Genomic DNA, 25,253 nt, shown 5'->3' with positions numbered 1-25,253 from the left:
AAAGTATTCCGTTTTGTATCTAATTTCCGTAACTAAAGGTTGTCTCTGAGGGCCGCTTATAAGATCATGTGCCGTTATATGTTGTTTACGCCTTGAGGAATCTACGATGAGTGAGGCAGAAGCCCGCCCGACTAACTTTATTCGTCAGATCATTGATGAAGATCTGGCTACTGGAAAGCACTCTACTGTTTGCACCCGTTTTCCGCCTGAGCCGAATGGTTATTTGCATATCGGTCATGCGAAATCCATCTGCCTGAACTTTGGTATCGCGCAAGATTACCAGGGGAAGTGCAACCTGCGTTTTGATGATACCAACCCGGTAAAAGAAGATATTGAATACGTTGAGTCCATCAAAAACGACGTGCAGTGGTTAGGTTTCAACTGGTCAGGCGATGTGCGCTATTCCTCTGATTATTTTGATCAGTTGCACAACTATGCCGTTGAGTTAATCAGCAAAGGTCTGGCCTACGTTGACGAACTGTCCGCTGACGAAATCCGTGAATATCGCGGCACGCTGACGGCCCCGGGTAAAAACAGTCCGTACCGCGATCGTACGGTTGAAGAGAACCTCGCACTGTTTGAAAAAATGCGAGCGGGTGGCTTCGAAGAAGGTAAGGCGTGTCTGCGTGCGAAGATAGATATGGCCTCGCCGTTTATCGTGATGCGCGATCCGGTGCTCTATCGCATTAAATTTGCTGAACATCATCAGACAGGCAACAAGTGGTGCATCTACCCGATGTATGACTTTACCCATTGCATCAGCGACGCGCTGGAGGGGATCACCCACTCGCTTTGTACGCTGGAATTCCAGGACAACCGTCGTCTGTATGACTGGGTGCTGGACAACATCACTATTCCGGTTCACCCGCGTCAGTACGAATTCTCCCGTCTGAACCTGGAATACACCGTCATGTCCAAGCGTAAGCTGAACCTGCTGGTGACCGACAAGCACGTTGAAGGCTGGGATGACCCGCGTATGCCGACTATTTCGGGTCTGCGTCGTCGTGGTTACACTTCCGCATCCATCCGTGAGTTCTGCAAACGTATTGGTATCACCAAACAGGACAACACCATTGAGATGGCTTCGCTGGAATCGTGCATCCGTGAAGATCTGAATGAAAACGCGCCGCGCGCTATGGCGGTTATTGATCCGGTCAGGCTGGTTATCGAAAACTATCCTCAGGGGGCCAGTGAGCTGGTTTCGATGCCGAATCATCCTAACAAACCGGAAATGGGCAGTCGTGATGTTCCATTTAGCGGTGAAATTTGGATCGATCGTGCAGATTTCCGTGAAGAAGCTAACAAGCAGTACAAACGTCTGGTACTGGGTAAAGAAGTTCGTCTGCGTAACGCATATGTGATTAAAGCTGAGCGTGTAGAGAAAGATGCGGAAGGTAATATCACCACTATTTTCTGTACCTTTGATGCCGATACGCTGAGCAAAGACCCGGCAGATGGCCGTAAAGTGAAAGGCGTTATTCACTGGGTAAGCGCGTCTCATGCGTTGCCGGTTGAAATTCGCCTTTACGACCGCCTGTTCAGCGTGCCAAACCCGGGTGCAGCAGAAGACTTCCTGAGCGTAATGAACCCAGAATCGCTGGTCATTAAGCAGGGCTTCGCTGAGCCGAGTCTCAAGGCTGCTGAGGTGGGGAAAGCGTACCAGTTTGAGCGTGAAGGCTACTTCTGTCTCGACAGCCGCCATGCTACTGCGGATAAACTGGTATTCAACCGCACTGTAGGTCTTCGCGATACCTGGGCTAAAATCGGCGAGTAATCCCGTCTGACTTACGTGTAAAAAAACGCTGCCTCGTGCAGCGTTTTTTATTTCTCGATTAGAAATAAGTCTTTGCCAGTCTTTTACCTTTCTAAAATTTCGTTTTAATTTTATTCAATTATCTTTTCAGCTATTTCTTGATAATTTTAGTTAAGTTTCTCCGGGAAGGCATGCTATGCAAGCCGCCAACCCACAAACAACAAATCTGTGTGGTTCGTCATAATCCCCATAATTCCCTCATGTAAAGACTTGATAATTCGCGGCGCGAAAAATATGCTTACAAACGACAGTTATAGGAATATTTTCTATAACTGTCAGTAATATTTAAATTTTTTTCTTTGTTGCTGTTTGCATTTGCGCAGCACTTTTTATGTTTTCGTCAAAGAGGAACTCTCATGAACGCGTTTAACGCTAAACGTAAGGCGTTAGCGTTGGCTATTGCCTGCGCCACCGCATTACCAGGTTTAACTTTTGCTCCCTCCGCCAGCGCCACTGGCTTTGTCGACGACGCTACGCTCACCGGTGGGATTTACTACTGGCAGCGCCAGCGTGACCGTAAAGATGTCACCGATGGGGATAAATACAAAACCAACCTGTCGCACTCCACGTGGAATACGAACCTCGATTTCCAGTCTGGTTATGCTGCTGATATGTTCGGTATGGATGTTGCGGTCTTCGCGGCGATTGAGATGTCTGAATCTTCAGAAAGCGCGCATCCGAATGAAATCGCATTTTCTAATCGCCACAAAGTCTATGACGAAGACTGGACAGGCGATCGCAGCGGCGCGAGCCTCTATACAGCTGCCGCGAAATTCAAATATGGTCCTGTATGGGCGAGGGCAGGTTATATCCAGCCGACCGGGCAAACGCTACTGGCTTCAAACTGGAGCTTTATGCCGGGCACCTATCAGGGGGCAGAAGCTGGTGCAAAACTGGATTACGGTGATTCCGGCGCGCTGAGCTTCTCGTACATGTGGGCCAATGAATACAAAGCGCCGTGGTATAACGAAACGGATAATTTCTACCAGAACGATGGCATAAGTAAAATTGATTACGTCCACTCGCTGGGCGCATCGTACGACTTCAAAAACGACCTGCTCCTCGAAGCCGCGTTTGGTCAGGCGCAGGGCTACGTTGATCAATATTTTGCTAAAGCCAGCTATAAGTTTGACGTCGCAGGGAACCCACTCTCCACCAGTTATCAATTTTATGGCTCGCGCGACAAGGCTGATAACAACACCATTAACGATACTTACGACGGCACCGCATGGCTACAGGCGCTCACCTTTGGTTATACGGTCGGTCCGGTGGATTTACGCCTTGAGGGTACCTGGGTCAGGGCTGATGGTCGCCAGGGCTATTTCAATTCACGTATGACGCCACTGTATGGCTCTTCTAATGGTCGTCTGGATATCTGGTGGGACAACCGTTCTGACTTCAACGCCCATAACGAGAAATCCGTCTTTGTCGGTGCCATGTATGACCTGAAAGGCTGGAATATGCCTGGTTGGGCGGTTGGTGCATCGTATGTGTATGGCTGGGATGCCAAACCGTCCAATGTCTCCTCTGGCGATAAATACTACGATGCGGGCAACACCATTAAAGAGTCAGCGTACAGTCTCGACCTGCTTTACACCGTGCAGGAAGGGATGGCAAAAGGCACGTTGTTCAAGCTGCACTTCACCCAATATGATAACCATTCCAGTATCCCGAGCTGGGGTGGCGGGTATAACAACATCTTCCAGGACGAACGTGACGTGAAGTTTATCGTCATTGCGCCGCTGAATATTTTCTAATGACAGGGAGTGCCATGATGATGAAACCAATATTACTTGCCCTGCTGACGCTGGGGCTTGCCGCCTGTGTGCAACAGCCTCAGGCGCCGAGGGAAGATGTACGATTAAAAGAGGCTTACAGCGCCTGTATTAATACGGCGGAAGGATCACCGGAGAAAACCGCGGCGTGCAGAAGCGTACTGGATGTTCTGCGCAAAGAGAAAGCGCACCAGCAATTTGCGGAGGAAGAGAGTGTGCGCACGCTGGATTATCAGCGGTGCCTTGAAGCGACGCATACCGGAAACGGGCAGGCGGTGAAGACTCGCTGTGACCAGATCTGGCAGGAGATTCATAGCCATAACACGATGAATTAACCGTGTGAAAAAGCCCGCTTCGGCGGGCCTTTTGATGTTATGAACGCAGAAATAAAAAAGCCAACCCGAAGGTTGGCTATATAACGAAGTCGATTATTATTTCTCAACCGCTTCGTGCGCGTTTTCGTCAGTACGGCAGTCGCCTTCGGCGCAGTGGCCATACAGATACAGACTGTGGTTAGTCAGACGAATACCATGCCTTGACGCAATCTCACGCTGACGCGCTTCGATAGAGTCATCACTAAACTCGATCACTTTGCCGCAATCCAGGCAAATCAGGTGGTCGTGGTGATGCTGCTGGGTCAGTTCAAAGACGGACTTACCGCCTTCAAAATTATGGCGGGTCACGATCCCGGCATCGTCGAACTGGTTAAGTACACGGTACACCGTCGCCAGTCCAATCTCTTCGCCCATGTCGATCAGGCGCTTATATAAATCTTCCGCACTGACATGATGGTTCTCCGGCTCCTGAAGCACTTCCAGGATTTTTAACCGAGGAAGCGTGACTTTCAGGCCGGCCTTCTTTAATGCGGTATTGTTGTCAGTCATGCGGAATCTGTCCTGTTGCTAAACGATTCACTTCCCGTTGGGAAGCTACAAGGAATGCACCTGGGATAATGCGTCTCATTATAGAACTGCCATGCCTGAATGAAAACTGCAAGTCCTCAAGTAAAGTAAGCTTATAAAACGTGGTAGCGTCTACAAAGTCCTTTGTGATACCCGTTTTAATCAGGGGCCATTGTACAGCGCTGGAGAAAAAAGTTAAAAAATTGTAGCAATTATTTCCATCGCTTTTATCTATTAATCAGGCGCAACCAGCAGGTTGCGCCAAACATCATCAGGCATTGATGATGTCATTCAGATGAAGTTCTTCGGAAATCTGTTTCACCCATTTATCAACACGGCCAGCGGTCAGTTCAGGCTGACGGTCTTCGTCAATGGCAAGGCCAACGAAGTGGTCATCGTCTGCCAGACCTTTGGACGCTTCAAAATGGTAACCCTCGGTAGGCCAGTGGCCTACGATAGTTGCGCCGCGCGGTTCAATGATGTCACGGATAGTGCCCAATGCATCACAGAAATACTCTGCATAGTCTTCCTGATCGCCACAACCAAAAAGGGCAACCAGTTTGCCGTTAAAATCGATATCTTCCAGCGTCGGGAAAAAGTCATCCCAGTCACACTGTGCTTCACCATAATACCAGGTCGGGATGCCAAGCAGCAGGATGTCGTAACCTTCCAGATCCTCTTTGCTGCTTTTAGCAATGTCATGCACATCGGCAACATCTTTACCAAGTTGAGCCTGGATCATCTTTGCGATGTTTTCGGTATTACCGGTATCGCTGCCGAAAAAAATGCCTGTGATTGCCATGAGTAAAATAACCTCTTGAAACTTAATGATATGGTGGTGGCGATTGGCCCACGGATAAGGGCAATCATAGCAGATCAGAGAAGCACGCGGAAACTGCAATCACGCAAGACTGCACTCTGTGCAACATGAAAGTGGATTTTTGCGATAATTCAGAGGATTTCCTGGCCGTTCAGCGCGTTAAGCTGAGCCAGCAACATCTCTTCAATCAATTCGCTCCGACTCATTTCACGCGCGTCCGCCAGCGCGTTTAATGCGTCGACAGCCTCGGCGTTGAGTTTTAATTCGACGCGTTTAAGCCCACGAACCTTATCGCGTTTAAGCTGATTGCGCTTATTTACGCGCAATTGCTCGTCGCGAGAGAGCGGATTGGTTTTAGGACGTCCCGGGCGACGTTCATTCGCGAACAGATCTAATGTCGTGCGGTCCGTTTGTTCTTTAGCCATGATTTAAGAATACTACGGGAAGTACAAGCAATCGGGTCATAGCCCGGGCTGATTAGCGCGCCATCATACATCAGGGATGCGGGCACGCCAACGACCGGGCGCTTTCCGACAATCGGTCGCCGGGTTTTTAATCAGTTTGTCTTTTCAGCGAGATAACGCCGGATGGCGCGCAGCACCGCTTCCGGTTTTTCTGCATGTACCCAATGCCCGGCACCGGCAATCACATGCGCGCGTGCCTGCGGGAACTGTTGCAGCAGTTCGCTGCGATACTGTTCGCTGACATATGGCGAGTTACCGCCGGGGATAAAGAGGGCGGGGTGATCCCAGGCAGGCACTGTTTCCCAGCCCACAATATGAGGATACTGCTCCCACAACACGGGCACATTGAAGCGCCACTTACCATCGACAAACGACTTGAGCAGGAACTGAATGACCCCTTCTTCATTTATATGCTCACGCATGATGACGGCGGCCTGCTGGCGCGTAGAGGCACCAGTATCGGTTACCGCATTGATGGCGGCAAAGATCTCGTCATGACGGCGCACATGGTAATTGACCGGGGCAATATCGATAGCGACGAGCTTGTCGATGCGTTCAGGCGCCAGCGCGGTAAATGCCATCACCGCTTTCCCCCCCATGGAGTGACCAACGAAGGTCGCGCGTTCTATGCCATGAACATCAAGGGTATCAAGTAAGTCCTGCGCCATCGCCGGATAATTCATTTCGGGTGACTGTTCGGAAAGGCCATGATTTCGCATATCAACCTGAATAATATCATGGTCATTGACGAGGTCGCGGGCGAGTACGCCAAGGTTGTCCAGGCTACCAAACAGACCGTGCACTAGCACGATGGGGGAATTGTTGTGCGATTGTTGTGCAGATTGCGCTCGGGTATTCAATTTCATGGCAAAGTTCTTTTTTTCGCTCTTTCGGATTAAGGTATTATGTTGAACATTCTGCCGTCCGGCTGCAAGGTTTTGACACATTCTGACTTTGCCGCCATCCTGGTTTGACGCTATCCGCTGTTGGGATTTGACTTTATAATCTCAATAACTTGTATTCAGATTAGACACTGCACTGGATTAAGATGAAAACGATCGAAGTTGATGATGAGCTCTACAGTTATATTGCCAGCCATACAAAGCACATTGGCGAGAGCGCATCCGACATTTTACGGCGCATGTTGAAGTTTTCCGCCGCTCCGCAGCCAGCTGCCGCTGTTCCACTCGCGAAAGAACCCCTCGCACCTGTTACGGTTGAAGAAGTAAAACCGGCTAATACGGCGAAAGACAAAGTCCGCGCGGTGCGTGAACTGCTGCTTTCTGACGAGTATGCAGAGCAGAAAAAGGCCGTTAATCGCTTTATGCTGGTGCTGTCTACACTTTACTCATTAGATAAAAAGGCTTTTGCAGAATCCACTGAGTCCCTGCATGGCCGCACCCGCGTATACTTTGCGGCTGACGAACATACCCTGTTGCAAAACGGCAATCAGACGAAGCCAAAACAGGTGCCTGATACCCCGTACTGGGTTATCACTAACACGAATACGGGTCGTAAATGCAGCATGGTGGAGCACATCATGCAATCAATGCAATTCCCGGCGGAATTGATTGAAAAGGTTTGCGGCACAATTTAATCCTTGCATAAAAAGGACCAGGCAATGGCTAACCACGAACGTGCGGGGCAACCTGCGCAACAGAGCGATTTAATTAACGTCGCCCAGCTTACCGCGCAGTACTATGTGCTGAAACCGGAAATCGGCAATGCTGAGCACGCGGTAAAATTTGGTACGTCAGGTCACCGCGGCAGCGCGGGGCGCCACAGTTTCAACGAACAACACATTCTAGCAATTGCTCAGGCTATCGCCGAAGAGCGTGCCAAAAACGGTATCACCGGTCCGTGCTATGTCGGTAAAGATACTCACGCCCTGTCCGAACCAGCATTCATCTCAGTACTGGAAGTGCTGGCGGCAAACGGCGTTGACGTGATTGTGCAGGAAAACAATGGCTTCACGCCGACCCCTGCGGTTTCCAATGCTATCCTGGTACACAACAAAAAAGGTGGCGCGCAGGCTGACGGTATCGTCATTACCCCATCGCATAACCCACCGGAAGACGGCGGTATCAAATACAATCCGCCAAACGGTGGCCCGGCTGATACCAATGTGACCAAAGTGGTGGAAGATCGCGCTAATGCGCTGCTGGCTGATGGCCTGAAAGGCGTGAAACGCATCACCCTGGATGCCGCACTGGCGTCTGGCCACGTGAAAGAGCAGGACCTGGTCCAGCCGTTTATCGAAGGGCTGGCCGATATCGTCGATATGGCGGCGATTCAGAAAGCGGGCCTGAAACTGGGCGTGGATCCGCTCGGAGGTTCCGGCATTGAATACTGGAAGCGCATTGCTGATTTTTACAAGCTTGACCTGACCATCGTTAACGATCAGGTTGATCAAACCTTCCGCTTTATGCATCTCGATAAAGACGGTGTGATCCGCATGGATTGCTCCTCTGAGTGCGCCATGGCTGGTCTGCTGGCGCTGCGTGACAAGTTCGACCTGGCCTTCGCCAACGATCCTGACTATGACCGTCACGGTATCGTTACGCCAGCGGGTCTGATGAATCCGAACCACTACCTTGCGGTTGCTATTAACTATCTGTTCCAGCATCGTCCGCAGTGGGGTAAAGATGTTGCTGTGGGTAAAACTCTCGTGTCGTCTGCGATGATTGACCGTGTGGTTAATGACCTGGGACGCAAGCTGGTGGAAGTGCCGGTGGGCTTTAAATGGTTTGTTGACGGCCTGTTTGACGGCAGCTTCGGCTTCGGCGGCGAAGAGAGTGCAGGGGCATCCTTCCTGCGTTTCGACGGCACGCCGTGGTCGACCGATAAAGACGGTATCATCATGTGCCTGCTGGCGGCGGAGATTACCGCAGTCACCGGGAAAAACCCACAACAGCACTATGACGAGCTGGCCGCCCGTTTCGGCGCGCCGAGCTACAACCGTCTGGGTGCCAGCGCGACCTCCGCACAGAAAGCGGCATTGTCCAAACTTTCTCCGGAAATGGTCAGTGCCAGCACGCTGGCAGGTGACCCCATCACCGCGCGTCTGACGGCAGCACCAGGTAACGGTGCGTCTATCGGTGGTCTGAAAGTGATGACCGACAACGGCTGGTTTGCCGCGCGTCCGTCAGGGACAGAAGACGCCTACAAAATTTACTGCGAAAGCTTCCTCGGTGAAGAACACCGTAAGCTGATCGAAAAAGAAGCGGTAGAAATTGTGAGTGAAGTACTGAAAAACGCGTAACCATCATCAGGCCCTGTTCAGGGCCTGATTCTTTTCTACAGCATAAATCGATAGCCAATGCCGGTTTCTGTCAATAAGTGGCGGGGACGCGCAGGATCGGCTTCCAGTTTCTGACGAAGATGGCCCATATAGATGCGTAAATAGTGGCTGTGCTCAACGGCATTCGGTCCCCATACCTGGCTTAGTAACTGGCGTTGGGTCAACACCTTGCCGTGGTTATTGAGTAATACGGCCAACAGACGAAACTCGATAGGGGTGAGGCGCAGCTCTTCGCCCGCGCGTACAATGCGACGGTTAGCGAGATCGACCTGAATATCTGAAAAACTCACTAACGGATCGCTTTGCTGCACACCCGCGTTGCGACGCAGCGCTACCCGAAGACGAGCCTGCAACTCGCCGATACCAAAAGGCTTACTCAGATAATCGTCTGCCCCGGCATCCAGCGCGGCAATTTTGTCGCTCTCTTCGGTTCGCGCGGATAATACGATAACCGGAATCTGGCTCCACTGACGTAGATCCCGGATAAAATCAATGCCATCACCGTCCGGCAAGCCTAAGTCGAGGATCACCAGGTCTGGTTTGCGTGTCGCTGCTTCGATAAGGCCGCGCTGTAGTGTTTCGGCTTCCCAGGCGCGTAACCCTTCGGCTTCCAGCGCAGCGCGCAGAAAACGTCGTATGGCCTGTTCATCTTCAACGATGAGAACGTTAATCACAAATCCTCGGCTAATTCATCCAGTTGCGGTGGTGGTTCCAGTGGCAGTGTAACATAAAAACTGGCACCGCCTTCCGGGCGGTTGGCGGCGGAAATTGTCCCGCCATGCACCTCGACTATCGCCTCGCAGATGGCCAGCCCCAGGCCCACGCCGGGAATAGCCGACTCCTTGCTGCCGCGCGCAAACTTAGCAAAAATCGCCTCTTCCTGCCCGACGGGAATACCCGGCCCGTTATCCCACACTTCGAGTGTCAGCCGGGAATCATCATGTCGGGCATCGATACCGATGTTCGCATTGTGCCCCGCATATTTGACGGCATTTTCCAGAAGATTAATCAGCACGCGTTCAAACAGCGGCCCATCGACATGCACCAGCATTAGCGGGTCGGGGAGGCTCAGCGCAATATGGCGTTCTCCGAGGCCGGGTTCGAGTGTTTTCAGCGCACTCCCTACCACTTCTTCCAGCGTCAGCCACTCTTTTTTAAGATTAAAACCGCCGGACTGAATCCGCGCCATGTCCAGCAAATTATTCACAAGCCGGGTGGTATTGAGCACATGCTGACGAATTTCGCTGGCCTGAGGCGCGTGTTTTGACCCTTCACTGGCCAGATCCAGCGTCAGGATTTCCGCCTGGCCAAACAGTACGGTTAGCGGTGTGCGCAAATCGTGTGAGAGTGCCGCCAGCAACGAGTTACGTATGCTTTCCCGTTCACTGGCAAGACGCGCCTGCTCTTCGCTGGTAGCCAGCGCCTGGCGTTCCAGCGCGCTGGCTACCAGCAAGGTAAAGGTTTCCAGAAGGCGCTGCTGCTCAGGGATCATCAGCAGGCGTAAGTTTGCCGGTTCCACAATCAGCAAACCGTGTGTTTTCTGCGCGCTTTTGAGTGGCAATATCTGGTAGGGCACACCGGGAAGGGTATCGGTACCGGCCCCCGCAGGCTGCCCCTTATCAAAGCTCCAGCGGGCGATGGCATCATCCCACGGACTGATGCTCTGGTTCTGGGTTGCGGCGACCAGTTTTCCCGAAGGGTCGGGAAGCAATACCTGGCTTCGGGCATCAAACGTTGAGCGAATAAATGCCTCGCTGGTTGTGGCGATATCGGCTTCACTACGTCCGGTTGCCAGCGCTTTCGACATTTCATACAGATGGCGGGTACGCTGTTCGCGGTAGCGAGCCACGCGCGCCTGATAGCGCACACCGGCGGTAAGGTTACCGATCACCAGACCAACCGTCAGCATCACGCCAAACGTAAGCAGGTATTGCACATCGGAAACGGCCAGCGTACCGCGTGGCGCAATAAAAAAGAGATCAAAGCTGACGACATTTATCACTGTGGCAAAGGCCGAGGGCCAGCGACCATACAGTAGCGCGATCACCACCACGCCAAGCAGATAAACCATCACCAGGTTGGCGGCGTCAAACGCTATCAGCCACTGCATTGCAATAAGTGTAATGGCGGCGCACAAGGCGACAGCGACCAGACAGCCTTTTAACTGGACGCGCCATTTTTCCATAAATGGACGGCTGTCGCCGGGACGAGAGGGGAGCGTAACGGGGGCATCATCCGGGGCAATGATCACCAGATCGAGATCCGGCGCGCGGCGCGCCAGTCGGTCTGCAAAGGATTCAGCGCCAAACCAGCGTCGTTTATTGCGCCTGCCGATGAGAATTTTGCCGAGGTTATGCTCGCGGGCGTAGCGCAAGATGGCTTTATCCTCTGCCGGGTCGGAGAGGGTTGCCGTCTCCGCGCCCAGCTCTTGCGCCAGGTGTAGTGAGGCGAGTATCGCCCGACGTTGTTGTTCAGGTAAACGGTGCAGGGCAGGGGTCTCAACATAGACCGCGTGCCAGACGCTACCCAGTTTTGCTGCCAGACGGGCGGCGGTGCGGATCAGTTTCTCATTCCCCGTACCATGACCGACGCAGAGCAGGATGGCGTCGCGCGTATGCCAGACTTTTTCGTCCCCAAGGCGGTCGCGCCAGGCTCGCATCTGGTCATCAACGCGGTCGGCTGTTCGGCGCAGGGCCAGTTCACGTAAGGCAATAAGGTTGCCTTTACGAAAGAAATGCTCGATAGCGCGTTCGGCCTGGCCGCCGATATAAACTTTGCCTTCGTGCAGGCGCTGGCGTAAATCGTCTGGCGGAAGGTCGACCAGCACAATTTCATCCGCAGCATCAAAAAAGGGGTCTGGCACCGTTTCGCGCACCTGCACGCCGGTAACGCCGCTGACGACATCGTTCAGGCTTTCCAGGTGCTGCACATTAACGGTGGTCAGAACATCGATGCCTGCTTCGAGCAACTCTTCTACATCCTGCCAGCGTTTCGGATGACGGGAGCCGGGCGCGTTGCTGTGCGCCAGTTCATCCATGAGTATCAACGCCGGACGCCGCGCAAGGGCGGCGTCAAGGTCAAATTCCTGAATCAGGCGAGCGCGATGGGCGATACGTCTTGGCGGCAGTACCGCCAGCCCATTGAGCAGGGCGGCGGTCTCCTTACGTCCGTGGGTTTCCACCACGCCTACCAGAATATCCAGCCCCTGCGCCCGTAGCCGCTGTGCCTCCTGCAGCATGGCAAACGTCTTCCCGACGCCGGCACAGGCGCCGAAGAAGATTTTCAGTTTACCGCGATGATCCGTCGCTGCATGTTCCAGCAGCCTGTCGGGGTCCGGGCGCAAAGGCTCGTCTGTCATGACTTATTTATCCTTGAGCGCATCCAGCGCCAGATTCAGTTCAACGATATTCACCACCGGCTGACCAATAAAATCAAAAAGCGGGTGAGTGGTATTTTCTTCTACTAACCGGGCAATAGTTGCGGCGGGTAGATTACGTGCCTGGGCCACACGCGGGATCTGCCAGGCCACGGCCTGCGGCGTCAGATTGTTATCCAGGCCACTGGCCGATGTTGTTATCAATTCCACCGGCACATGGGCATCGGCCTGTGGGTTTTCCTGTCGTAACTGGGCGACTCGCGCGCTCACTTCTTTATCCAGCTCGGGGTTGCTGGCTGCCAGATTACTACCACCGGATGCCATCGGATTATAGGGCGCATCGGCGGTAGCGGAAGGGCGTCCGTGAAAATATCCGGCAGCCGTGAAATTCTGCCCAATCAGACGGGAGCCGCGAACCACATCGTCTCCTTCACGAATAAGCGAGCCGTTAGCCTGCGTCTGGAACAACCACTGCCCCAGCGCCGTGGTAACCAGCGGGTAGAGCCCGCCGGTAATCAACGTCAGTACAATTAAGAGTAAAAATGCAGGACGAATCAAAGCCATTTTTTTATCCCTCTTACACCAGGCCAAACAGAGTCAGCAACAGGTCAATAATCTTGATGCCGATAAACGGCACTACCAGTCCGCCCAGACCATAGACCCACAGGTTGCGGCGCAGCATGGCGGAGGCCGTCAATGGCTTGTAGCTCACCCCTTTCAACGCCAGCGGAATTAAAAAGACGATGATCAGGGCGTTGAAGATGACCGCACTCAGAATGGCCGAGGCCGGGGAGTGCAGGTGCATCACGTTCAGCGCATTGAGTTGCGGGTAAGTGGCGGCAAATGCTGCCGGGATGATGGCAAAATATTTCGCCACGTCGTTGGCAATACTGAATGTGGTCAGCGAACCACGGGTCATCAGCATCTGCTTGCCGATATGCACAACCTCAATCAGCTTGGTGGGGTTGGAGTCCAGATCCACCATATTACCGGCCTCTTTCGCGGCCTGGGTCCCGGAATTCATGGCCACCGCAACATCTGCCTGCGCCAGCGCCGGGGCGTCGTTAGTGCCATCGCCAGTCATCGCCACCAGGCGGCCTTCTGACTGATACTGGCGAATCAGCGCCAGTTTTGCTTCCGGGGTCGCTTCGGCCAGGAAATCATCCACCCCGGCTTCGGCGGCGATAGCGGCGGCAGTAAGACGGTTATCGCCGGTGATCATGACTGTCTTGATCCCCATTTTCCGCAGTTGAGCAAAACGCTCTTTGATGCCGCCTTTTACGATATCTTTAAGTGCAATTACTCCCAGTACGCGCGCCCCTTCCGCCACGACCAGCGGTGTAGCCCCAAGACGCGCTACCTGCTCCACTCGCTGCTCGACATCGGCCGGGAACTGACCGTTGTTAGCCTCAATATGACGACGAATGGCATCCACTGAGCCTTTGCGGATCATCCGCCCCTGTACGTTAATGCCGCTCATACGGGTCTGCGCGGTAAAGGGGACAAACGTCGCCTGCAGGCTTTGTACATCCCGCTCACGCAGGTTAAAACGCTGCTTGGCCAGCACCACAATGCTGCGGCCTTCCGGCGTTTCATCCGCCAGCGAAGAGAGCTGTGCGGCATCAGCCAGGGTTTTTTCGTCCACGCCATTGGCAGGCAGGAACTCGGAGGCCTGTCGGTTGCCAAGTGTGATGGTGCCGGTTTTGTCCAGCAGCAGTACATCGACATCACCTGCCGCTTCCACAGCGCGTCCGCTGGTGGCAATCACATTGGCGCCGAGCATACGGCTCATCCCGGCGACGCCGATGGCTGACAGCAGACCGCCGATGGTGGTCGGGATCAGACAAACCAGCAGGGCCACAAGGACGGTTACGCTGACCGGGGTGCCGCCGTAGACCGAGAATGGCCACAGGGTAGCGGTCGCCAGCAGGAAGACAATAGTCAGAGCGACCAGCAGAATGGTCAGCGCGATCTCATTCGGGGTCTTACGACGCTGGGCGCCTTCCACCATGGCAATCATCCGATCAAGGAAGGTTTCGCCAGGGTTAACGCTACACTGAATCACCAGCCAGTCAGACAGAATGCGCGTGCCGCCGGTGACGGAGGCGAAGTCGCCGCCGGATTCGCGGATGACCGGCGCAGACTCCCCGGTAATGGCGCTTTCATCCACCGATGCGCCACCCTCAATGACTTCACCGTCGCAGGGGATAATATCGCCTGCTTCCACCAGCACCACATCACCTTTACGCAAATCAGCCGCGGGAATGTGGTCGATTTGTGCATCATGCTGCGGCGCACGTAATTTGCGGGCGAAGGCTGTTTTCTTCACTCCTTTGAGGCTGTTGGCCTGCGCTTTGCTGCGACCTTCCGCCAGCGCTTCGGCGAAGTTGGCGAACAGGACGGTAAACCACAGCCACAGACTGACCGCGCCGGTAAACCAGGCGCTGCCGTCGAGATATCCGCTTGCCATCGCAATCGCCAGCAGCGTGGTCAGCACGCTGCCAATCCAGACGATAAACATAACCGGGTTGCGCCACTGAACATGCGGACTCAGTTTGGTAATGGAATCAATCAGCGCCTGACGCACCAGCGTCGGTTCGAGCAGGGCCATTTGTTTGCGACTCATGACAAATACTCCGCAAATCAACGTAAAGAGAGGTATTCCGCCACCGGACCCAGGGCCAGTGCAGGAATAAAGGTCAGGGCACCAACAAGCAATACGGTACCGATCAACAGGCCGATAAACAGCGCGCCGTGCGTGGGCAGCGTCCCGGTGCTGGCGGGCTGGATTTTCTTGTTAACCAGCGAGCCGGCAATCGCCATGACCGGCACAATGATGCCGAAGCGACCAATGAACATGCAAAACGCCAGCAGACAGTTCCAGAACGGCGTATTTGCGCTCAGGCCAGCAAAGGCGCTGCCGTTATTATTCGCAGCAGAGGAGACCGCATACAGCACTTCGCTAAAACCGTGAATACCCGGATTGAGCATGCCGCTGCGCCCCGCTTCGGTCATCATTGCCAGCGCGGTTCCGATCAGCACAAGGGCCGGTGTGACGAGGATCGCCAGCGCGGTCATTTTCATTTCACGCACATCGATCTTTTTGCCGAGGTATTCCGGGGTGCGCCCAATCATCAGCCCGGCGATAAACACTGCCAGCAATACAAACAGCAACATGCCATATAAGCCGGAACCCACGCCGCCAAATACCACTTCGCCGATTTGCATCAGCCACATTGGCACCATCCCGCCCAGCGCGGTAAAGGAGTCATGCATGGCGTTAACGGCGCCACAGGAGGCCGATGTGGTGATGACTGCAAACAGGCTGCTGACAAGAATGCCAAAGCGACTCTCTTTCCCTTCCATATTGATGGCACTGTCGCCACCCAGCGTCAGGAAGTGCGGATTACCCTGCCACTCGGCCCACATAACCACAGCGACGCAAATGACGAAGATGACCGACATCGCCCACAGAATGGCATGTCCCTGGCGGCGATCGCTGACCGCATCACCAAAGGCGAAACACAGCGCTGCCGGGATTAAAAAGATCGCCAGCATCTGCACGAAGTTGGTTAATGCTGTAGGGTTTTCAAAGGGGTGCGAGGAGTTGGCATTAAAGAAACCGCCGCCGTTGGTCCCCAGCATTTTAATGGCTTCCTGCGAGGCAACGGGCCCCATCGGCAGCAGCTGTTTTGCCCCTTCAAGAGAGGTAAAAGGCTGGTAAGGCAGGACGTTTTGCAATGCGCCTTGTTGAATAAAGATCAGTGCAATAACCAGCGACAGGGGCAACAGCACCCACAGCGTAATGCGGGTTAAATCTACCCATGCATTACCGAGCGTCGTTACGCTATGACGGGCAAAAGCGCGGATCAGAGCGAAAATGACCGCAATACCGGTGGCGGCAGAGAGGAAGTTTTGTACCGTCAATCCCACCATCTGACTGAAATAGCTCAGGGTGGTTTCACCTGAATAGGATTGCCAGTTGGTGTTCGTCACGAAACTCACGGCGGTGTTCAGCGCCAGATGCCAGGACAATCCAGGAAACTGTTGCGGGTTAAAAGGTAATATACCCTGCAATATCAGCATGACGAAAAGCAGCACCAGACCGAAAATATTAAGCCACAGTATCGCCATCAGATACTGGAGCCAGCCCATTTCCCGGGAATCAATTCCCATCATGCGCCACAGGCTGTTCTCGAACGTTGACACGCCGGGAAGGGGAGCGCCGACGATAATCTTCGCCAGAAGCGTCCCTAAAGGGCGAGCAAGAATAAACAGGACCAGTAAAAAGCTGGCAATCAGTAAAAACGCCTGGGCTGCCATCAGAAAGCCTCCGCGTTAATCAGGGCATAGACCAGATAGCCCAACAACAGGAAAACCAGCACGATACCGGTTACGACGCCTGCACTCACAATCCACCTCCAGGTGTTTTAGGGATTGCTGTGAGCGTAGGATTTTGCGTGCAAAGATTTCGCAAAAATCAGACGGGTGGGTGTAAAAAAAATATAAAAATGGAGAAGACCCTATTTTAACTAATGTTTAGTATTAATTTAACTTTTATGTAACTTAATTACGGGCTGAATGTAAATAACGCCAAAATTGACAAAAAATAGTGGTCGGATGAGTAGTAAAATTACAAACAAAACGGTACTATTTTAACCAGATTCAGATGCGCCCCACAGGATCCATAAACGATCTCTGTTATGGGGAAACATTTTTCCGGTGAATGTTACCGGCCAACAAAGGGGAGAGAATTATGACCGTATATAAAACATTTCCAGTTCATATCGTCCTGATGCGTCGCATTTTCGCCGTGCTGGCTGGCGTACTGGCATTGCCGGTAATGATGTTCTGGAAAGACCGCGCACGTTTTTATAGCTATCTGCATCGCGTCTGGGCGAAAACCAGCGATAAACCGGTATGGATGGCTCAGGCCGAAAAAGTGACCTGCGATTTTTATTGATCAATTGATTACACTCAGCAATAAAAAAACCGCTACGTTTTGACGTAGCGGTTTTTTTTTACCTCAGAATCTACAGTCCGTTGGGGAAGTCATAAACCCTGTTCAGGGCAATGCATTTTTATATGTCACGTTATGCTTGCCATCCAGACGCTACACTTAACCCACGCTGTTGTTTCAGGAAGTAACCTCTGCTTGCACTTGCAACCTTCCTTTAACACACTAAGGACATTTTCTGACGGATATCTGTGACCTGGAGAGTTATGACCACCCATCTGGTCTGGTTTCGCGCGGATTTGCGCGTACATGATAATTATGCCCTCGCGGCCGCCTGCAATGATCGCGAAGCCTGTGTCAAAGCCCTGTTTATCGCCACCCCTGGGCAGTGGAAAAAACATGCGATGGCCCCGCGGCAGGCCGCGTTTCTTGCCGCCCACCTCAATGCCCTCCAGCAGGCGCTGGCGCAGAGAGGCATTCCATTAATCTACAGGGAAGTCGATGATTTTGCCGCCAGCGTTGACACCGTGGCGGCGATTTGCGCCCAGGAAAAGGTCAGCCATCTTTTTTATAACTACCAGTACGAAGTGAACGAACGCCTGCGCGATGCGGCGGTAGAGAAAGCGCTGCCCGACGTCGCATGCCAGGGATTCGATGACAGCGTGATGCTGGCACCAGGTAGCGTCGTGACCGGCAATCATGAAATGTATAAAGTCTTCACGCCGTTTAAAAACGCCTTTTTGCGGCGGCTGAAAGACGAGCTACCTGTATGTGTGAGCGCACCAGATGTTCGTGCAGGAGGCGCATTAAATGGGGCGCTTGCGACGCTGGCGTTTGATTATCCTCAAGAAGAATTTGATTCAATTCTGTTTGCGGCGGATGAGAAAACGGCAATTCAGCGCCTGCGATCTTTTTGCCAGCAACACGCCGCCGCTTACGAGCAACAGCGGGATTTCCCGGCAATTGAAGGCACCAGCCGCCTTTCTGCCTGCCTGGCGTTAGGCGTTCTTTCGCCGCGACAATGTTTGCATCGTCTGTTGGCCGGGCAGCCTGAGGCGTTGAATGGCGGTGCCGGGGCCGTATGGTTAAATGAGCTGATCTGGCGGGAGTTTTATCGCCATTTACTGACTTATCATCCTGATTTATGTAAGCACCGTCCTTTCATTCCATGGACCGATAATGTGAAATGGAATAACCATCCTGAGCAGCTTCGCGCCTGGGAGGAGGGGAGAACGGGTTATCCGATTGTGGATGCGGCCATGCGTCAGTTAAATAGTACAGGCTGGATGCATAATCGCTTGCGGATGATCGTTGCCAGTTTTCTGGTAAAAGATCTCTTGATCGACTGGCGTTTGGGCGAGCGTTATTTTATGACGCAGTTGATTGATGGCTGCCTGGCTGCGAATAATGGGGGCTGGCAGTGGGCGGCGTCGACGGGAACAGATGCCGCACCCTATTTCCGTATCTTTAACCCCACGACCCAGGGGGAACGGTTTGATACCGATGGCAAATTTATCCGGCAGTGGATCCCCGAACTTGCTGCTGTGCCAGGTAAAGCTATTCACGATCCCTGGGCATGGGCGGATAAAAGGGGAATGTCTCTGAATTATCCGCGACCGATAGTGGATCATAAACAGGCTCGTACTGCCACACTTGCGGCCTATGAAGCCGCCCGTAAATCGTAAAGAGAGTGATGATGAAAAATACCGAACTGGAAAAACTGATCAACGAAAAACTCAACAGTGCGGCGTTCAGCGATTACGGCCCGAATGGCCTGCAGGTTGAGGGACGCGAAACCGTCAAAAAAATTATCACTGGGGTGACCGCAAGCCAGGCATTGCTTGATGAAGCGGTACGCCAGGAGGCCGATGCGGTGATAGTGCACCATGGCTATTTCTGGAAGAACGAACCGGCCATCATTCGCGGTATGAAGCGTAATCGCCTGAAAACACTGCTGGCGAATGATATTAACCTCTACGGCTGGCACCTGCCGCTGGATGCACACCCTGAGCTGGGCAATAACGTACAGCTGGCCTCGCTTTTGGGGATCACAGTGATGGGTACCGTTGACGGTGATGCGCTGCTGCCATGGGGCGAACTGGCGATGCCGGTACCTGGTCTGGAACTGGCATCCTGGATTGAAGCCCGTCTGGGGCGCAGGCCATTGTGGAGCGGTGATACCGGGCCCGAACTGATTAAGCGTGTCGCCTGGTGTACCGGTGGTGGACAAGGCTTTATCGACAGTGCGGCCCGTTTTGGCGTTGACGCGTTTATTACCGGAGAGGTCTCCGAGCAAACTATTCACTCTGCGCGTGAGCAGAATCTGCATTTCTTCGCGGCAGGTCATCATGCCACCGAGCGTGGCGGTATTCGTGCGCTGAGTGAATGGCTGAACGAAAATACAGAGTTGGACGTCACGTTTATTGATATTCCGAATCCGGCATAAATAACATTGCGCGATCCTCGCAAGGGGGTCGCGTACACGCACTTTTGATATTACTTCTGATGAGTTGTTTCTTAATCACTGAATTTTTATCGTGATTATGTATTAGCAGCTCCACTGGGTCCTGAAAAGAGGTGTAATTAATTTCTTAAACGTAAAAAGCCGTTCGGCTGATGATCTCCATTTTAAGGAGAAAAAAGTCCTTATTACCTTTCCCGAACAACCGGGTGCTTAAAATTTCTATTCTGAGAGAGTGCTGTATTAAATAATTGTGCCGGACGCCAAAAATACAACACAAGGTCATGTTATGGATGAACAGCACAGATTCATTATCACTTTTGTTTTAGTCATTATGAGCTTTACTGCACATGCAGGAATCGTTATCGATAGTACCCGCGTTATTTACTCCGCAGATAAAAAAGAAGTGACGGTGAACCTGAGAAATACCGGAACGCATCCCTCACTGGTACAAAGCTGGATAGACACGGGTGATCCGCTGGTAACTCCGGGGAAAAACACGGTGCCGTTCGTTATTATGCCGCCGATCACCCGTATTGACGGTGGAAAAGGACAGACACTGCGCCTGATCTATACCGGGAAACCCCTGCCCGAAGATCGTGAATCCATTTTCTGGCTGAATGTGCTGGCTGTGCCGCCTAAAAAATCTGACAGCAGACATCATTTACTTAATGTGGCTTACCAGACGCGTATCAAACTCTTTTTCCGACCCTCAGCGTTAAATTTTAAAGCTGAGGACGCTGCGCAAAAACTGCAATGGAAAAACGAATCCGGCGCATTAAGCGTCTTTAACCCCACGCCTTATAATATTTCGCTGCTCAACGTGGAGTGGATGGCAGCGGGGAAAACCGTGTCGGTTGCGGGAGAAATGGTTTCTCCCTTTGGCCAGGCCAGGCTGGCGACAGCAGAAATACCGGCCGGGGTCTCCGGTGTGGATTACACCATTATCGATGATTTGGGCAGAGAGCAAAGATTATCGTCAGCGCTGAAATAACAGCGATGAAGCAACCATAGGGAAAAGAAAATGCGCAATTATTTATTACTATGCTTATTGGTATTAATGGCAGTGAGTAAACCAATATATGCAGCGGCGTGGGGCACGGATTGCAGCTATAATACCGACCAGGCAACGATAACGCTGCCTTCGAACGTTAATATCTCTATCGACCCCGGCGCTCCAGTCGGACAGGTACTATACCGCTATACGATTAATAGAGGTCCAACATCTGCTATTGTCTGTAATACGGCAGGAAATTACAGTCGTGCAGTAACCTATTTTTATGAAAGTGGTGGCGATGCGGTTACGCTGAGTGGTAAGCGTATTTATAAAACGGATGTTCCGGGTATTGGACTCATTGCCTGGTGGGCCGGAAAGACTTTTCCATATACCAAGAGCGTGGAAAACTATAGTAACGATAAGCTTAACGTGTACTTTACAAGTATAACGTTTGATGTTGAGTTAATTAAATATGACAATATTCCGGACGGTACCCGGGTGGTTAATATCAGTGCGCTTGCTATACCGAATATTGCCATTGGGATTAAAATTTCCAACAGCAGTGATACCACCAGATTACCTAATGGCGACGTGTCGCTTATACGTTTTAGCTTTGCCAGTGCCGCCTTTAATGTGCTGAATGCCACCTGCGACACACCGGATGTTTCGGTTAACCTTGGCAACCACCATACCAATGACGCAAATTACCGGGAAGGTGGAAAGTTTGCCAGCCCATGGACGGATGCCAGTATTCGTCTCATTAACTGCCCGATTTTTTATGGTACCGGGAAAACCAGTACGCCGGGCAGAACAACCAATAACATTATGACTGTGACGCTGATGCCCGGTAATGCCACCACCAGCAGTCAGGGGATCATGCCCGTTGACGCAGGCAGCAACGCGGCGACAGGGGTGGGGATCCAGCTTGCTTACGGCACTTCAGCTTCCCCGCAGCTTGTTGACTTTTCATCGGGTAAAGGCTCCAAAAATTACACGATGTCCCCTGTCCAAGGGGCGACATATACCATCCCGCTGGTGGCGCGCTATATGCAGACGGCACCAGGCATCAGTGATATTCGTGCCGGGAAGGCCAACGGGAAAGTGACCTACCTGATTAATTATTATTAGTCTTCTTTTCCTTTCCCGGAGGCGGGACGGTTATTCATCAGAGATATGCCTGTCGACGGAACCTACTGTGCACGTTATCTTAATTCTTGTATCGGTAACGTACCTGTGGAGAAAGGAGCGGGAAAGTGCAGCGAGCACGTTGTTATCTGTTAGGTGAGACTGCCGTCGTGCTGGAGCTGGAGCCTCCGGTTACGCTGGCCACGCAAAAACGTATCTGGCGCTTAACGCAGCGTCTGGCAGAGGTATCCGATGTGGTGGAAGCTATTCCGGGGATGAATAACATCACCGTGGTGCTGCGCGAGCCACAAACCCTGGCGCTGGATGCCATTGAGCGTTTACAGCGCTGGTGGGAGGAGAGTGAAGCGCTGGAGCCAGAATCACGGCAGATCGACATTCCGGTTATCTACGGTGGCGATGCCGGACCTGACCTTCCTGATGTGGCGCGCCACACCGGGCTTACGCAAAAGCAGGTCGTCGATCTGCATGCTTCCATTGATTATGTGGTGTGGTTTTTAGGTTTTCAGCCGGGTTTTCCCTATTTGGGCGGCATGCCAGAAAACCTCGCCACGCCGCGTCGCGCCGAACCTCGTGTGCGTGTGCCTGCCGGTTCTGTTGCCATCGGCGGTGCGCAAACGGGGATCTATCCGCTGGAAACGCCGGGTGGCTGGAACCTGATTGGCCGCACGGAACTACCGCTGTTTAGCCCTTCGCTTGCAGAACCTGTCTTACTTCGCCCCGGCGACACGCTGCGCTTTATTCCGCGTAAGGAGGGCATATGCTGAAAATTCTTCGTGCGGGCATCTATACCACAATCCAGGCAGGTAAACGCCTGGGACTGCGGCAATCCGGCGTGAGCTACTGTGGCGCGCTGGATGGCCCGGCACTGCATATTGCCAATGCGCTGGTTGGTAACGATGGTGATGCGCCAGGCCTTGAGATAACGCTCGGTCAGTGTGAGGTGCAGTTCAGCGAACCGACGTGGTTTGCGCTGACAGGTGCGGGGTGTGAAGCCAAACTCGATGGAAAAGCGGTCTGGACAGGCTGGCGATACCCGGTCCAGGCGGGGCAAAAACTGGTACTTAAACGACCACAGCACGGCATGCGCAGCTATCTGGCGGTGGCTGGTGGTCTGGATGTGCCGGAAGTGCTGGGTTCCTGCAGTACTGATTTAAAAACCGGGTTAGGTGGTCTGGAAGGCCGCTTGCTTCGGGATGGTGATGAAATTCCGCTACGGTCTGTTACGCAAAACTTTAAAGGGCCGCAAGGGGTGAAGCAGCTGTTATGGGGCAACCGCATCCGCGCACTGCCGGGGCCGGAGTACCGGGAGTTTGATCAGCATTCGCAAGAAGCCTTCTGGCGCGTGCCCTGGCATCTCGATCCGCAAAGCAACCGTATGGGATACCGTTTGCAGGGCCATAAATTAATCCGCTCAACCGATCGCGAACTGGTTTCCCATGGGCTTTTACCCGGTGTGGTGCAGGTGCCGCCAAATGGGCAGCCTATTGTTCTGATGAATGATGCCCAGACAACGGGCGGCTATCCACGGATTGCCTGCATCATCGAGGCCGATATGTATCATCTGGCGCAGATCCCTCTTGGCCATCCTATCCATTTTGTCCCCTGTACGCTGGAGGAGGCGCTGGCGGCACGACAAGACCAGCAGCGTTACCTGGCACAGCTATCATGGCGGTTGCGTAATGAAAATTGATTTAAACGCCGATCTGGGGGAGGGGTGCGGCAACGATGCCGCACTTCTGCAACTGGTCTCATCGGCCAATATCGCCTGTGGTTTCCATGCGGGCGACGCGCAAACCATGCGCGAATGTGTACGCGAAGCATTAAAAAATGGGGTTGCGGTGGGGGCGCATCCAGGCTTTGCTGACCGGGAGAATTTTGGTCGCACGGCGATGCAGTTACCCCCGGAAACCGTCTACGCGCAGACGCTTTACCAGTGCGGCGCGCTGGCGGCGATTGCGCGCGCGCAAGGGGGGCGCATGGTCCACGTCAAGCCGCACGGTATGCTTTATAACCAGGCCGCCGTCGACCCACAACTGGCAGAGGCTATCGCCCGTGCGGTTCGCGACTGTGACCCGGCGTTAATTCTGGTCGGCCTTGCCGGCAGCGAGCTTATTCGCGCCGCAAAACGCATTCACCTTACCACGCGCGAGGAAGTGTTTGCCGATCGCGGTTATCAGGATGATGGCACGCTGGTGCCACGTTCACAGCCGGGGGCGTTAATTAACGATGACGAAACAGCACTGACGCAAACGCTGGGGATGGTGTTATCCGGCAAGGTAAAAAGCGTCAACGGGCATGATGTTCCGTTACGGGCGCAAACCGTCTGCCTGCATGGCGATGGCGAGCATGCGCTGGCGTTTGCCCGCCGCCTGCGTGAGGCGTTCGATCAGTATGGTATTGTTGTGAGTGCAGAAAGTTAAAAGGAAGCTGTTATGCCAGAAGGCCCGGAAATTCGCCGCGCAGCAGACAGTCTTGAAGCGGCCATAAAAGGTAAACCGCTCACGGATGTCTGGTTTGCTTTTCCCCATCTTCAGACTTTCGCGCCGACGCTCATCGCCGAGTGTGTTGAACGTATTGAAACACGTGGAAAAGCGCTGTTGACCCACTTTTCCAGTGGCATGACGATGTACAGCCATAATCAGCTGTATGGCGTCTGGCGGGTGGCCGATGCAGGCGAGGTGACAGAAACCAATCGCGTGTTGCGTGTACGGCTGGCGGCAAAAGACAAAGTCATTTTGCTTTACAGCGCATCCGACATTGAGATGCTGACCGCCGACGAGCTGGCGGTTCACCCTTTCTTACAGCGCGTAGGCCCGGATGTGCTGGATATGTCGCTGACCGTAGAGCAGGTCAAATCGCGATTATTATCTCCCCGCTTTTGTCGCCGTCAGTTTTCCGGTTTGCTGCTTGACCAGGCGTTTCTCGCCGGATTGGGAAATTATTTGCGCGTTGAAATTCTGTGGCATGCCGCGCTTGCGCCTCAGCATAAAGCGATCGATCTCAATGAGGCTCAGCTGGACAGACTGGCAAGGGCGCTGCTTGATATTCCCCGTCTTTCCTACCAGACGCGCGGCAGGGTGGATGAAAATCACCACCACGGGGCGCTATTTCGCTTTAACGTTTTTCACCGGGACGGTGAGGCCTGCGGGCGCTGTGGCACTATGATTGAAAAAACTACTCTCTCCTCGCGCCCTTTTTATGGCTGCCCGGGGTGCCAGAAATAATCCTGTTTAGCAGAGCA

Annotated in this window: 24 protein-coding genes; 14 read left to right on the top strand and 10 right to left on the bottom strand. The window is 53.2% G+C overall.

Going from position 1 to position 25,253, the window contains the following annotated elements:
• Positions 1–106 precede the first annotated feature (106 nt).
• The 3 genes from glnS to chiQ all read left to right on the top strand — a co-directional run bounded on the left by glnS (position 107) and on the right by chiQ (position 3,923).
• Entirely contained in the window at positions 107–1,774 is a 1,668-nt protein-coding gene (glnS, locus tag AAIG39_RS00305) for a glutamine--tRNA ligase (protein ID WP_343192936.1), read from the top strand.
• 395 nt (positions 1,775–2,169) lie between these two features.
• Positions 2,170–3,570, top strand: a complete 1,401-nt coding sequence (chiP, locus tag AAIG39_RS00300; RefSeq protein ID WP_343192935.1) for a chitoporin ChiP — start codon at positions 2,170–2,172, stop codon at positions 3,568–3,570.
• A 17-nt stretch (positions 3,571–3,587) separates the two neighbouring features.
• Positions 3,588–3,923, top strand: a complete 336-nt coding sequence (gene chiQ, locus AAIG39_RS00295) for a ChiQ/YbfN family lipoprotein (protein WP_090082948.1) — start codon at positions 3,588–3,590, stop codon at positions 3,921–3,923.
• Between the two features lie 96 nt (positions 3,924–4,019).
• On the opposite strand, the gene fur is transcribed toward chiQ, so the two are convergent.
• The 4 genes from fur to ybfF all read right to left on the bottom strand — a co-directional run bounded on the left by fur (position 4,020) and on the right by ybfF (position 6,640).
• The gene (gene fur / locus AAIG39_RS00290) at positions 4,020–4,472 is read right to left on the bottom strand and encodes a ferric iron uptake transcriptional regulator (RefSeq protein WP_090081952.1); all 453 of its coding nucleotides are present in this window, start codon (positions 4,470–4,472) and stop codon (positions 4,020–4,022) included.
• A gap of 289 nt (positions 4,473–4,761) precedes the next feature.
• Positions 4,762–5,292 carry a flavodoxin FldA gene (fldA, locus tag AAIG39_RS00285; protein WP_249568686.1) on the bottom strand — a complete coding sequence of 177 codons (531 nt, stop codon included), beginning with the start codon at positions 5,290–5,292 and terminating at the stop codon, positions 4,762–4,764.
• 149 nt (positions 5,293–5,441) lie between these two features.
• Positions 5,442–5,735, bottom strand: a complete 294-nt coding sequence (gene ybfE / locus AAIG39_RS00280) for a LexA regulated protein (protein ID WP_090081947.1) — start codon at positions 5,733–5,735, stop codon at positions 5,442–5,444.
• A gap of 131 nt (positions 5,736–5,866) precedes the next feature.
• Positions 5,867–6,640: an esterase gene (ybfF, locus tag AAIG39_RS00275; protein WP_343192934.1), complete on the bottom strand. Its 774-nt coding sequence runs from the start codon at positions 6,638–6,640 to the stop codon at positions 5,867–5,869.
• 182 nt (positions 6,641–6,822) lie between these two features.
• On the opposite strand from ybfF, the gene seqA reads away from it, so the two are divergent.
• On the top strand, positions 6,823–7,371 hold the full coding sequence (seqA, locus tag AAIG39_RS00270; protein WP_090081943.1) for a replication initiation negative regulator SeqA: 549 nt from the start codon (positions 6,823–6,825) through the stop codon (positions 7,369–7,371).
• A 24-nt stretch (positions 7,372–7,395) separates the two neighbouring features.
• Positions 7,396–9,036 (top strand): phosphoglucomutase (alpha-D-glucose-1,6-bisphosphate-dependent), encoded by a 1,641-nt coding sequence (pgm, locus tag AAIG39_RS00265; RefSeq protein ID WP_047371255.1) that lies wholly within the window; start codon positions 7,396–7,398, stop codon positions 9,034–9,036.
• Positions 9,037–9,071: 35 nt separating this feature from the next.
• On the opposite strand, the gene kdpE is transcribed toward pgm, so the two are convergent.
• Genes kdpE through kdpF form a run of 6 tightly spaced genes read right to left on the bottom strand, consistent with a single transcriptional unit; the run spans position 9,072 to position 16,863 of the window.
• Complete coding sequence (gene kdpE / locus AAIG39_RS00260; RefSeq protein WP_343192933.1) at positions 9,072–9,749, bottom strand: two-component system response regulator KdpE; 678 nt, start codon at positions 9,747–9,749, stop codon at positions 9,072–9,074.
• Positions 9,746–12,433 (bottom strand): two-component system sensor histidine kinase KdpD, encoded by a 2,688-nt coding sequence (gene kdpD / locus AAIG39_RS00255; protein ID WP_090081938.1) that lies wholly within the window; start codon positions 12,431–12,433, stop codon positions 9,746–9,748. The genes kdpE and kdpD overlap by 4 nt, the downstream gene beginning before the upstream one ends.
• 3 nt (positions 12,434–12,436) lie before the next feature.
• Positions 12,437–13,015, bottom strand: coding sequence for a potassium-transporting ATPase subunit KdpC (gene kdpC / locus AAIG39_RS00250; RefSeq protein WP_343192932.1), 579 nt, complete (start codon positions 13,013–13,015; stop codon positions 12,437–12,439).
• Between the two features lie 13 nt (positions 13,016–13,028).
• Complete coding sequence (gene kdpB, locus AAIG39_RS00245) at positions 13,029–15,077, bottom strand: potassium-transporting ATPase subunit KdpB (RefSeq protein ID WP_090081934.1); 2,049 nt, start codon at positions 15,075–15,077, stop codon at positions 13,029–13,031.
• A gap of 17 nt (positions 15,078–15,094) precedes the next feature.
• Positions 15,095–16,774 carry a potassium-transporting ATPase subunit KdpA gene (gene kdpA, locus AAIG39_RS00240; RefSeq protein WP_343192931.1) on the bottom strand — a complete coding sequence of 560 codons (1,680 nt, stop codon included), beginning with the start codon at positions 16,772–16,774 and terminating at the stop codon, positions 15,095–15,097.
• Entirely contained in the window at positions 16,774–16,863 is a 90-nt protein-coding gene (gene kdpF / locus AAIG39_RS00235; protein WP_041852093.1) for a K(+)-transporting ATPase subunit F, read from the bottom strand. Before kdpF ends, kdpA begins: the two co-directional genes overlap by 1 nt.
• 344 nt (positions 16,864–17,207) lie before the next feature.
• Here kdpF and AAIG39_RS00230 point away from each other — a divergent pair, with 344 nt between their 5' ends.
• From AAIG39_RS00230 to nei, 9 genes are all read left to right on the top strand, one after another.
• Positions 17,208–17,414, top strand: coding sequence for a YbfA family protein (locus AAIG39_RS00230; protein WP_041852092.1), 207 nt, complete (start codon positions 17,208–17,210; stop codon positions 17,412–17,414).
• Between the two features lie 260 nt (positions 17,415–17,674).
• Positions 17,675–19,093, top strand: coding sequence for a deoxyribodipyrimidine photo-lyase (phrB, locus tag AAIG39_RS00225; protein ID WP_090081928.1), 1,419 nt, complete (start codon positions 17,675–17,677; stop codon positions 19,091–19,093).
• A gap of 11 nt (positions 19,094–19,104) precedes the next feature.
• Positions 19,105–19,854 carry a type 2 GTP cyclohydrolase I gene (locus tag AAIG39_RS00220; RefSeq protein ID WP_249568768.1) on the top strand — a complete coding sequence of 250 codons (750 nt, stop codon included), beginning with the start codon at positions 19,105–19,107 and terminating at the stop codon, positions 19,852–19,854.
• Positions 19,855–20,158: 304 nt separating this feature from the next.
• Complete coding sequence (locus AAIG39_RS00215) at positions 20,159–20,863, top strand: fimbrial biogenesis chaperone (RefSeq protein WP_090081924.1); 705 nt, start codon at positions 20,159–20,161, stop codon at positions 20,861–20,863.
• 30 nt (positions 20,864–20,893) lie between these two features.
• Positions 20,894–21,994: a fimbrial protein gene (locus AAIG39_RS00210; RefSeq protein WP_343192929.1), complete on the top strand. Its 1,101-nt coding sequence runs from the start codon at positions 20,894–20,896 to the stop codon at positions 21,992–21,994.
• A 125-nt stretch (positions 21,995–22,119) separates the two neighbouring features.
• Positions 22,120–22,776, top strand: coding sequence for a 5-oxoprolinase subunit PxpB (pxpB, locus tag AAIG39_RS00205; RefSeq protein ID WP_090081920.1), 657 nt, complete (start codon positions 22,120–22,122; stop codon positions 22,774–22,776).
• The gene (gene pxpC, locus AAIG39_RS00200) at positions 22,770–23,702 is read left to right on the top strand and encodes a 5-oxoprolinase subunit PxpC (RefSeq protein WP_090081918.1); all 933 of its coding nucleotides are present in this window, start codon (positions 22,770–22,772) and stop codon (positions 23,700–23,702) included. The genes pxpB and pxpC overlap by 7 nt, the downstream gene beginning before the upstream one ends.
• A complete protein-coding gene (pxpA, locus tag AAIG39_RS00195) occupies positions 23,692–24,432 on the top strand; it encodes a 5-oxoprolinase subunit PxpA (protein WP_343192928.1) in 741 nt (246 codons plus the stop codon). Before pxpC ends, pxpA begins: the two co-directional genes overlap by 11 nt.
• 12 nt (positions 24,433–24,444) lie before the next feature.
• The gene (nei, locus tag AAIG39_RS00190) at positions 24,445–25,236 is read left to right on the top strand and encodes an endonuclease VIII (RefSeq protein WP_343192927.1); all 792 of its coding nucleotides are present in this window, start codon (positions 24,445–24,447) and stop codon (positions 25,234–25,236) included.
• Positions 25,237–25,253 lie beyond the last annotated feature (17 nt).

It is taken from the genome of Phytobacter palmae, from assembly GCF_039409775.1.
Classification (GTDB): Bacteria; Pseudomonadota; Gammaproteobacteria; order Enterobacterales; family Enterobacteriaceae; genus Phytobacter; species Phytobacter palmae.
This window is presented reverse-complemented; position numbering and strand designations above follow the sequence as displayed.

Bases quoted from the DNA above. Each gene is read 5' to 3' on its own strand.
- glnS (WP_343192936.1), top strand. From the start codon at position 107: ATGAGTGAGGCAGAAGCCCGCCCGACTAACTTTATTCGTCAGATCATT.
- chiP (WP_343192935.1), top strand. From the start codon at position 2,170: ATGAACGCGTTTAACGCTAAACGTAAGGCGTTAGCGTTGGCTATTGCC.
- chiQ (WP_090082948.1), top strand. From the start codon at position 3,588: ATGATGAAACCAATATTACTTGCCCTGCTGACGCTGGGGCTTGCCGCC.
- fur (WP_090081952.1), bottom strand. From the start codon at position 4,472: ATGACTGACAACAATACCGCATTAAAGAAGGCCGGCCTGAAAGTCACG.
- fldA (WP_249568686.1), bottom strand. From the start codon at position 5,292: ATGGCAATCACAGGCATTTTTTTCGGCAGCGATACCGGTAATACCGAA.
- ybfE (WP_090081947.1), bottom strand. From the start codon at position 5,735: ATGGCTAAAGAACAAACGGACCGCACGACATTAGATCTGTTCGCGAAT.
- ybfF (WP_343192934.1), bottom strand. From the start codon at position 6,640: ATGAAATTGAATACCCGAGCGCAATCTGCACAACAATCGCACAACAAT.
- seqA (WP_090081943.1), top strand. From the start codon at position 6,823: ATGAAAACGATCGAAGTTGATGATGAGCTCTACAGTTATATTGCCAGC.
- pgm (WP_047371255.1), top strand. From the start codon at position 7,396: ATGGCTAACCACGAACGTGCGGGGCAACCTGCGCAACAGAGCGATTTA.
- kdpD (WP_090081938.1), bottom strand. From the start codon at position 12,433: ATGACAGACGAGCCTTTGCGCCCGGACCCCGACAGGCTGCTGGAACAT.
- kdpC (WP_343192932.1), bottom strand. From the start codon at position 13,015: ATGGCTTTGATTCGTCCTGCATTTTTACTCTTAATTGTACTGACGTTG.
- kdpB (WP_090081934.1), bottom strand. From the start codon at position 15,077: ATGAGTCGCAAACAAATGGCCCTGCTCGAACCGACGCTGGTGCGTCAG.
- kdpA (WP_343192931.1), bottom strand. From the start codon at position 16,774: ATGGCAGCCCAGGCGTTTTTACTGATTGCCAGCTTTTTACTGGTCCTG.
- AAIG39_RS00230 (WP_041852092.1), top strand. From the start codon at position 17,208: ATGACCGTATATAAAACATTTCCAGTTCATATCGTCCTGATGCGTCGC.
- phrB (WP_090081928.1), top strand. From the start codon at position 17,675: ATGACCACCCATCTGGTCTGGTTTCGCGCGGATTTGCGCGTACATGAT.
- AAIG39_RS00220 (WP_249568768.1), top strand. From the start codon at position 19,105: ATGAAAAATACCGAACTGGAAAAACTGATCAACGAAAAACTCAACAGT.
- AAIG39_RS00215 (WP_090081924.1), top strand. From the start codon at position 20,159: ATGGATGAACAGCACAGATTCATTATCACTTTTGTTTTAGTCATTATG.
- AAIG39_RS00210 (WP_343192929.1), top strand. From the start codon at position 20,894: ATGCGCAATTATTTATTACTATGCTTATTGGTATTAATGGCAGTGAGT.
- pxpC (WP_090081918.1), top strand. From the start codon at position 22,770: ATGCTGAAAATTCTTCGTGCGGGCATCTATACCACAATCCAGGCAGGT.
- pxpA (WP_343192928.1), top strand. From the start codon at position 23,692: ATGAAAATTGATTTAAACGCCGATCTGGGGGAGGGGTGCGGCAACGAT.
- nei (WP_343192927.1), top strand. From the start codon at position 24,445: ATGCCAGAAGGCCCGGAAATTCGCCGCGCAGCAGACAGTCTTGAAGCG.